Source organism: Rubrivirga sp. (assembly GCF_049648075.1).
Classification (GTDB): Bacteria; Bacteroidota; Rhodothermia; order Rhodothermales; family Rubricoccaceae; genus Rubrivirga.
Window position 1 is genome coordinate 1 of record NZ_JBARYR010000210.1, and the last position, 6,781, is coordinate 6,781.

At 67.5% G+C, this 6,781-nt stretch carries 3 protein-coding genes and 1 tRNA gene; 2 read left to right on the forward strand and 2 right to left on the reverse strand.

What is annotated here, in order from left to right; translation table 11 throughout:
- The first annotated feature begins 257 nt into the window (after positions 1–257).
- On the forward strand, positions 258–5,231 hold the full coding sequence (locus tag WBA11_RS06085; protein WP_424519818.1) for a CheR family methyltransferase: 4,974 nt from the start codon (positions 258–260) through the stop codon (positions 5,229–5,231).
- Positions 5,228–5,878, forward strand: a complete 651-nt coding sequence (locus tag WBA11_RS06090) for a response regulator (protein WP_424519819.1) — start codon at positions 5,228–5,230, stop codon at positions 5,876–5,878. Before WBA11_RS06085 ends, WBA11_RS06090 begins: the two co-directional genes overlap by 4 nt.
- 233 nt (positions 5,879–6,111) lie before the next feature.
- On the opposite strand, the gene WBA11_RS06095 is transcribed toward WBA11_RS06090, so the two are convergent.
- Positions 6,112–6,183, reverse strand: a tRNA-Thr gene (locus WBA11_RS06095).
- Between the two features lie 124 nt (positions 6,184–6,307).
- Positions 6,308–6,781 (reverse strand): LLM class flavin-dependent oxidoreductase (locus tag WBA11_RS06100; RefSeq protein ID WP_424519820.1); only part of this gene is annotated, 474 nt, incomplete at its 5' end.

The window sequence follows — 6,781 nt, forward strand, 5'->3', positions numbered from 1 at the left end:
GGCCGCCACGCCCCTCGAGGTCGCCGGTCGCTTCCAGGGCGCCCGCGTCGCGGCCGTCTCCGAGGTGCTGGACGCCCTCGCGGAGCTGGGCCTGGTCCACCTCGAGGGCGGGGCTTTCGCGGTCTAGACACGTGACGGGCCGAGAGACGCGGTCGGCGTCCGCCCCATCAGCATCCGCCCTCGTGGAAACCAGTGAGTTCCTTAGAGGAATCCCCCATATCTACTCCTACATTGTCAACCTCTTAGAACACGGACACATGAGCAGCGACGACACCGACGGGGTGGCCCTCGGCAGGGAGAAGTCGGAGATCGACGGGATCAGCAACCCCGGCCCCTCCGACGCGGACACGTTCCCCATCGTCGGGATCGGGGCGTCGGCCGGCGGTCTCAAGGCGTTCCAGGAGTTCTTCTCGGCCCTCCCGGCCCGGCCCGGCATGGCGTTCGTCTTGGTGCAGCACCTCTCGCCCGACCACGAGAGCGCGCTGGCCCAGCTCGTCCAGGCGAAGACCGAGATGACCGTCACGCAGGTGGCGGACCACCCGGGCGTGGAGCCGGACCGCGTCTACGTCATCCCGCCCGGGAAGCACCTCGAGATCGAGGACGGGCACCTCCAACTCGTGGAGTCCCGCCGCGACCGGGGGCGGCCCGCGGCCGTCGACCACTTTTTCCGAACGCTCGCCGACGACCAGGGGGCGAGAGCCGTCTGCGTGGTGTTGTCCGGGACCGGAGCCGACGGGTCCATCGGCCTCAAAGCCGTCAAGGAGCGGGGCGGCCTCACGATGGCCCAGTCCCCCGACGCCGCCGAGTACGACGGGATGCCCCGGAGCGCCATCGGCACGGGGCTCGTCGACGTCCAGGGGACGGCGGCCGACCTCGCGAACAAGCTCGTCCAGATCCGGCGGGCCTCCGGCCTCGTCACGCTGCCCGACCCGTCGACGGAGGAGCTGCCCGAGGACGACCACCAGGCCCTCCAGGCCATCTTCGCCCACCTCCGCAACAAGACGGCCCACGACTTCGCCGACTACAAACGGACGACGATCCTGCGCCGCCTCGCCCGGCGCCTCCAGGTCACCAAGCAGCCGAACCTCCCGGAGTACGCCGCCTACCTCCGCAACACCGACGAGGAGGTCCAGGCGCTGCTGCGCGACTTCTTGATCTCGGTGACGCAGTTCTTCCGCGACGAGGACGCGTTTGACGTGTTCGAGAAAGAGGTCGTGCCCGAGCTGTTCGTCGGCAAGAGCCGGCACGACCAAGTGCGCGTCTGGGTCGCCGGGTGCGCCACGGGCGAGGAGGCCTACTCGATCGCCATGCTCTTGTGCGAGCACCGGGACACCCTGAGCGATCCGCCGGACCTCCAGATCTTCGCGACCGACATCGACGACGCGGCGCTGGAAAAAGCGCGGGAGGGCCACTACCCAGACGTCGCCGCCGCCGACGTGTCGCAGAGCCGGCTCCGGCGCTTTTTCGACTCCGACTCGACGGGGGTCCGCGTCAAGACCGAGCTCCGCCAGATCGTCCTGTTCGCTCGTCACAACCTGCTCTCCGATCCGCCGTTCTCGCGCCTCGACCTGGTGGCGTGCCGCAACGTGCTGATCTACTTCAACCGCACCGTGCAGGAGCGCGTGCTGGCGACGTTCCACTACGCGCTTCGGACCCCGGGATGGCTGTTCCTGGGCTCGGCCGAGGGACCTGGAATGCTCACGAAAGGCTTCAAGGCGGTAGAGAAACTGGCCCGGATCTACGCCCGGCGCGACGGGGGCGGGTTCCCGCGCGTCCTCGATATCGGCACGGGAGACGGGCAGCGCGGTGCGGCCCCGGACCGCCCTCGCACCGTCGAGCCCCCCCGAGTCGGGATCGTGGAGCGGTACAAAGAGTGGACCCTCGACCAGTACGCCCCCCCGCGGCTGCTCGTCGACCGGCACTACGACATCACCCACGTGTTCGGCGATGCCGGGGCGTACCTCCTCGACCGCGAGGGGCCGGTCACCCAGAACGTCATCGACAAGGTCCTCCAGACGTTCCGGCTCGACCTCCGGGCCGCGCTCTTCCGAGCGTTCTCGACGGGCGACGCCACGGACACGCGGTTCCAGCGCGTCGAGGTCGGGGGGCGGGAGCGCGTCGTGAGGCTCCACGTCGGTCCCGTCGGGGGCGACGCGGCCCAAGATGGGCAGGCCGAGGTCGTCTTCGTCGAGCTCGACCCGGCGACGGTCGAGGCCCTCGGCTCCGAACCCGTCCGGTCCAGCACCGCCGAGGACGGCTCGAGCGACGCGACGCTCCACCTCGAGGACGAGCTTCAGCGGACGCGGCAACGGCTCCAGCTCGTCATCGAGGAGGGCGAGACCTCGAACGAGGAGCTCAAGGCGTCCAACGAAGAGCTCCAGTCGATCAACGAGGAGCTCCAGTCGACGACCGGGGAGCTCGAGACCTCGAAGGAGGAGCTCCAGAGCACCAACGAGGAGCTCCAGACCGTCAACCAGGAGCTCAAGAACAAGGTCGACGAGCTGCTCCGCTCGAACTCCGACCTCCAAAACTTGATGGCGTCGACGGAGATCGCGACGCTGTTCCTCGACCGCTCGCTCATGCTCAAGCGGTACACCCCGCGAGCCGCCGAGCTTTTCCACGTGCTCCCGACCGACTCCGGCCGGCCGTTCGAGCACATCACCCACCGCCTCCTCTTCGACGGGTTCGCCGAGGCGTCGCAGCGCGTCCTCGACTCGCTCGCCACCGAGGAGGTCGAGATCGAAAGCGAGGACGGCCGCTGGTTCACGGCCCGGTTCACGCCGTACCGAACGGTCGAGGACCGAATCGACGGCGTCGTCCTGACGCTGATCGACATCACGGACCTCCGAGAGGCCCGCGACGACGCCGCCCGCCGTGCCCGCCAGCAGGAGGCCGTCGCGGACCTCGGCCGCAGGGCCCTCGCTGGAGAGCCGTTCGTGGACTTGTGCGAGAGGGCGTGCGACGTGCTCCAAGACGGGCTCGACGCCGAGCAGGTCGGGCTCTTCGAACTCCGGGACGACTCCGACGACCTCCTCCTCACGTTCGGATCGGGGTGGCCGACCCAGTCCGTGGGGTCCGTGGCCCTCCCCGTCCGGGACTCCCAGATCGGTGCGACGTTGGAGAGGGACGAGCCGCTCAGCGTGGCCGACCAACAAGAGGACGGGCGCTTCGTCAACACGCGCTTGGTCACGGAGTTCGGCACCCGCAGCGCGATCACGGTCGCGATCCGGTCCTCGAGGTCGCGGCCATGGGGGGCCATGGGCGTGTTCGCGACCGAGGCGGCCGCGTTCAGTGAGCGCGACACGGACTTCGCGGAGACCGTCGGCGCGGTGCTCTCGGAAGCCCGCCGGCGCACCCTCGATGGGGAGACGATCCAGAACCAACTCTCCGAGATCGAGGCGGTCTACGGGACGGCGCCCGTCGGCCTCGCGTTCATGGACCACGAGCTGAGGTACCGCCGCATCAACGAGCGTCTCGCTTCGATCAACGGGCTCCCCGTCGAGGACCACCTCGGCCAGCGAGGGAGCGACCTCTTCCCGCTCCTGGCCGAGAAGGTGGAGCCGATCCTCGAACGCATCATCGAGACGGGGGAGGCGGTCGAGGACCTCGAGTTCAAGGGGGCCACGCTCCGTGACCCCGACGAACAGCGCGACTGGCTGTGTAGCTACGTGCCCGAGTTCGGCGACTCCGGCGAGGTCCGAGGCGTCAACGTGGTCGTCCGGGACATCACGGACCGGAAGCGCGCCGAAGAGGAGCGCTCACGCGTGCTCTCCGAGCTCAACTTCGTCCTGAGCGCCGCCGACATCGGGTTCTGGTCGCGAGACCTGGACACCGACGAGGTGGTCTTGGACGAGCGATCGCGCGCGATGGTCGGGGCCGTCGAGGGCGCGGAGCTCGAGGAGATCCTCTCCCGAGCTCACCCCGACGACCTGGACACCATCGTCTCGGCCACCGAGGCGGTGCGGTCTGGGGCCACGTCGGTGCTCGAGTACACCGTCCGTCTCCCTGACAGCGACAGAGAAGGGGACTGGAGGTGGTTCGAGGTGCGCGGGCACCGCCAGTCGCACGAAGGGAGCACCGAGAACGCGATGTCGGGCGTCATCTTCGACGTGACCGACTTGAAGCGGGCGGCGTCTCAAGTTCAGAGGCAGCTCGCTGAGATCAGCGCCTACTTCGACGCCGTGCCCCTCGTAATCTCCGTGCTCGACCTCGAGGGACGGTTCGTCCGTGTAAACGAGAGGCTCGAACGCTTCCTAGGCACCACGGAATCAGAGATCCTGGGCTCCCGAGCCGTCGACCTGTTCCCCTCTCTGGGCGAGGTCACGGAACCGCTCATCGAGAGGGTCCTGGAGACCGGCGACCCGCAGCTCGGCGTCTCCGTCAAGGCGGCGGCTCCGGGCCAACCCGACGACGACCGAGAGTGGTCGCTCTACGTCCAGCCGGTCCGTGAGGGGGACGAGATCACGGCGATCGCAATCGTGTCGCAGGACGTGACGGAGCTTTCTCGCGCCCGGGAGAACCTCGAGGCCTTCGCGTCCACGCTCGAAAAGCGCGTGCAGGACCGGACGGCACAAGTCCGCTCTCTCGCCGCGGAGCTCACGCGGGCCGAGGACAACGAGCGGCGGCGCCTCGCGATGGTCCTCCACGACGACCTCCAGCAGATCCTGTTCGGCGCGCAAGCGCAGCTGACCGTGATGCGCCGTACGACGGGTGAGGCCAGCGATGACGCGGTCGAGCTCGTCAGCTCCGCCCTCAAGGCGGCCGTGTTGAGCTGCCGCACGCTCGCTGTAGACATGAGCCCCCCGACGCTCACCGACGAGGGCATCGGGCCCGCGCTCGGTTGGATCGCTCACAGCATGAGTGACGTACACGGGCTCAAGATGACCGTCGAGGACGAGAACAGAGCGGACATCGACCCCGCCGTTCAGTCGTTGCTCGTCCGCGTCACCCGGGAGATGCTCTTCAACATCGTGAAGCACGCCGGGGCCAGCCAGGCGCGGGTAAAGATCTACGACCAAGGAGACGACGTCTGCATCTCCGTCGAGGACGACGGCGTTGGGTTCGACGCGACCGAGGTCCCGCCTGGGTTCGGGCTGACGACCTCGAGAGAACGGGTCAACCTCCTCGGCGGAACGATCGACATCGATTCTAAGATCGGGAAGGGCACTCAGATCTTAATCTGTGCCCCCCACCACGCCGTGACGGACTCCCACACCACTAGACAATCATGACCACCATCTTCTTGGTTGAGGACCACCCCATCATGATGGCGGGGTATCAGAGCCTCATCCGCCTCGAGGACGATTTGGAAGTCTGCGGGTTGGCCACCTCGGCGGAAGAGGCGTTCTCTCAGATTGAGGACCTCCAGCCCGATGTCGTCGTGCTCGACCTCCAACTGCCAGGAGCCAACGGGATCGAGTTCGTCAAACGCCTAAAGTCGCTCGGTACGGACGTGCGCATCCTCGTTGTCTCAGCGCACGACGAGGCCCTGTACGGGGAGAGGTCTATGAAGGCGGGCGCTCACGGCTACTTGATGAAGGACAACTCCTCGGAGCGGTTCATCGATGCAATCCGAGACGTGAGCGCCGGCGAGCTCTACGTCAGCGGTGGCCTCCGGGACACGCTTGTCGAGGGGGTTCTGAGCAGGAGGACCGGCTCCTCGTCGCCGGTCTCGAGTCTCTCGGATCGCGAACTGGAAGTCTTCGAACTCATCGGTCGAGGCCTCACGACGCAGCAGATGGCGGACACGATGATCCTGAGCCCCAAGACCATCGAGAGCCACCGGGCGAACATCAAGACCAAACTAGGCGCCGACACTTTGCCGGAGCTGATCCGGAGGGCCGTCGTGTGGGTCGAGCCGTTGGATGGACAAGCGTGAGAGAGTCGTAAACGCTGCTTGCGAGGCATCGCACGTGGCAGCCTCGGCGCTCTACGGGGGCTGAACACACGACGGCGCCTCGACCGACGACGCCTTCGAAAGCTCGAGTGGCATTCTTCCCACTGGGAATGGTTTCCTGCAGGCCATTCGAGCCACTCCGAGAGCGGAAGGGTCCGCACCAGTCCCAACGCAGAAGCGCCCTTCACTTTACAATGAAGGGCGCGTATCGCGAGAGCCAATGGACAGATTTGAACTGTCGACCTGCTCATTACGAATGAGCTGCTCTACCCCTGAGCTACATTGGCAGACCGCCGGGCTGGCCGGCGAACGACGCAAAAACTACGGCACTGTGCGAGGCCGGGAAAGAGGCCCGTGCCGAAATCCAGATGAACGTCCTCGAGGTATGTCCTGGGCATCGCCTAAGGGACGCTAGGCCGGCACACCCACCTCACGGCGGACGACGGGCGCGACCTCGGTCCCGAACAACTCGATGGCCCGGAGCACCTGGGCGTGCTCGATCGGCCCGACGGTGAGCTGGACCAGGTGCCGGTCGTGGCCGAACAGCCCGTGCTGGTACAGGATCTTGTCGATGGCCTCCTGCGGGCTCCCCAGGACGAGGGCTCCGTCGAGCCGCCGCTCGGCGTCGAACTGCGCCCTCGAGGGCGGTGGCCAGCCCCGCTCGCGCCCGATCCGCCCCATCGTCTCCATAAACGGGTCGTGGGCGACCTCGACGGCGGCCTCGGTCGTGTCGGCCAGGAAGCCGTGGCCGTTGATCGAGACCTTGAGCTTTTGTGCGTCGTGCCCGGCCTCCCCGCCGGCCTGACGGTACAGGTCCACGAGAGGCGCGAACCGGTGCGGCTGCCCGCCAATGATGGCGAGCGCGAGCGGCAACCCGAGCCGCGC